This is a genomic window from Bowmanella yangjiangensis (genome assembly GCF_017255015.1).
Lineage (GTDB): Bacteria > Pseudomonadota > Gammaproteobacteria > Enterobacterales > Alteromonadaceae > Bowmanella > Bowmanella yangjiangensis.
The window spans coordinates 1-1,938 of sequence record NZ_JAFKCS010000146.1 but is presented as its reverse complement, the minus strand read 5'-3'; the positions used below and the strand labels follow the sequence as shown (position 1 = coordinate 1,938).

At 66.2% G+C, this 1,938-nt stretch carries 2 protein-coding genes; one reads left to right on the top strand and one right to left on the bottom strand.

The features are described from left to right. Positions 1 to 234: 234 nt before the first annotated feature. Positions 235 to 1,152, bottom strand: a complete 918-nt coding sequence (gene gcvA / locus J0A65_RS22730; protein WP_150607520.1) for a transcriptional regulator GcvA — start codon at positions 1,150 to 1,152, stop codon at positions 235 to 237. A 109-nt stretch (positions 1,153 to 1,261) separates the two neighbouring features. Here gcvA and J0A65_RS22725 point away from each other — a divergent pair, with 109 nt between their 5' ends. Next, the gene (locus J0A65_RS22725) at positions 1,262 to 1,861 is read left to right on the top strand and encodes a LysE family translocator (RefSeq protein WP_175254426.1); all 600 of its coding nucleotides are present in this window, start codon (positions 1,262 to 1,264) and stop codon (positions 1,859 to 1,861) included. Positions 1,862 to 1,938 lie beyond the last annotated feature (77 nt).

The window sequence follows — 1,938 nt, the reverse complement described above, 5'->3', positions numbered from 1 at the left end:
TACACCGCCTGATCGCCAGCACGCGGCAGCGTCTGCTGTAGGGAATACTTGGGCTCGGGGCGAAAAGTCGTCGAGCTAAAGTCAGGCAATCGCGATGGCGGCCCCGCGCAATCGCCCGAGGAAGCGCAGTCTGCGTGCTGTGAACGAGCATTCTGAGCGCGTCTCAACGCAGCATCATTTTCGAGCAAAGCCTGGCTCGCCAGGCCAGGTCCCTGGCGTACGCTGCGCCGGCAGTTAATGCTCGGCCAGAACCTGTTCCAGGGCTGCGCGTTCCGCCTGCGCAGTGGCGCATATCCACTCCCTCACCGCGGTGATGGCCGGGTTCGCGTCATGGCGCGCTGGCCAGACCAGCCAGTAGGCGTAGTCGTTGGGAATCCGTAGCTGCGGGCAGGGCATGAGCAGACGCCCGGCGCGCAAGTCGCCCGCCGCCAGAAACAGGCGCCCCAGCGCGATGCCCTGTCCGTCTGCGGCGGCCTGGAGGGCGAGGGCGGAATCGCTCAGGTTCAATCCGGCGGGCACCGCCAGGTCAGGGTGACCGGCAGCGCTGAACCAGCGGCTCCAGTTTCCTTTCGGGGTGTCGTGCAGCAGGCGATGACCCAGCAGGTCGGCGGGGGTGCAGGGCGTTGGCAGGGCCTGCCGCTGGGCCGGGCTGCACACCGGGCTCAGGATTTCCGTGGCCAGCAAGGCACTGTTCAGGCCGGGCCAACCGCCGGGGCCTGACCTCAAACCGAGGTCGAAACGGTTGTCCTTGCCATCCCACAGCTCGGCGGTGGTGGTCAGTTGCAGGTCGATCTCCGGGTGGGCGGCCTGGAGCGCGGGAAGGTGTGGCATCAGCCAGCGTGAGGCCAGCGACGGCAGTACGCTCATCCGCACCGGGCCATTGGCTGGGCGCCGGGCCGTGGCGCTGGCCGCGGCGATACGGTCCAGCGCCGGCGTCAGGTCGTTCAGGTAGGCGGCCCCTGTAGGGGTCAGGGCCAGCACCCGGCCTCGCCGTTCGAACAGGGGTTGGCCCAGCCATTCCTCCAGCAGGCGTACCTGATGGCTGATGGCGGCCTGGGTCACCGCCAGTTCATCGGCGGCACGGGTGAAATGCAGGTGGCGGGCGGCAGCTTCGAATGCGCGGACTGCTCCCAGCGGCGGCAGACGGCGCATGAGCCTCTTCCATTAGCTGTATTTATCCAATGCCCGAGATTAGATCATTTCCCCGCCGCTGAAAACGCCGGTTAACTCTCTGAAATCGTTCGATAAATGAGAGGGTGTCATGGCACTTGAGCTGGTTGCGGTGTTTCTCGGGTTTGCGGTACCGATGGTCATCAGTCCGGGGCCGGGGAACACGGTGCTGGCCCTGTCCGGTGCTCGTTTCGGGGTGCGGGGTACCGGGCTGTTCTGGTTGGGGTTCGAGATCGGCAATGTGCTGCTGTGCCTGTTGTACGGCCTGGGTTTCGGAGCCCTGCTCCTGGAGTATCCGCAGAGCCATACGCTGATGCTGTGGGCGGGGGCGGCCTACGTGCTGTATCTGGCCTGGGGCTTCTTCCGTTCCGCAGCACCTGGTGCCAAGCCCCAGACGGTGGAGCGCATGGGGCTGGTCAGCGGCATCGTCGCCGTACTGCTGAACGTCAAGATCCACTCGATGGTGGCGGTCATGTTCGCCCAGTTCCTGCAGCCGGATCGGGCACTGGCGCCTCAGGTGCTGCTGCTGACGGGCGCCTTTCTGCTGGTGGGCATCGTCTGCCACTTCCCGTGGATCTACGGCGGACAACTGATTCTGGGGCGCTTCACCTCGGACCAGGCATTAAGGATACAGGGGCGGGTCTTCGGCGGTCTGATGGTCGCGGTGGCGGTGCATATGCTCTGGGTCTGAGCGACGCCTGACCGTTCAGCGTCGCTCCCGTCGCCTCCGGCACAGGCCCTGCCCCGCAGGGCTATTCCGGTACGGGC

Coding starts and splice junctions, on each gene's coding strand:
- gcvA (WP_150607520.1), bottom strand. CDS start 1,152: ATGCGCCGTCTGCCGCCGCTGGGAGCAGTCCGCGCATTCGAAGCTGCC.
- J0A65_RS22725 (WP_175254426.1), top strand. CDS start 1,262: ATGGCACTTGAGCTGGTTGCGGTGTTTCTCGGGTTTGCGGTACCGATG.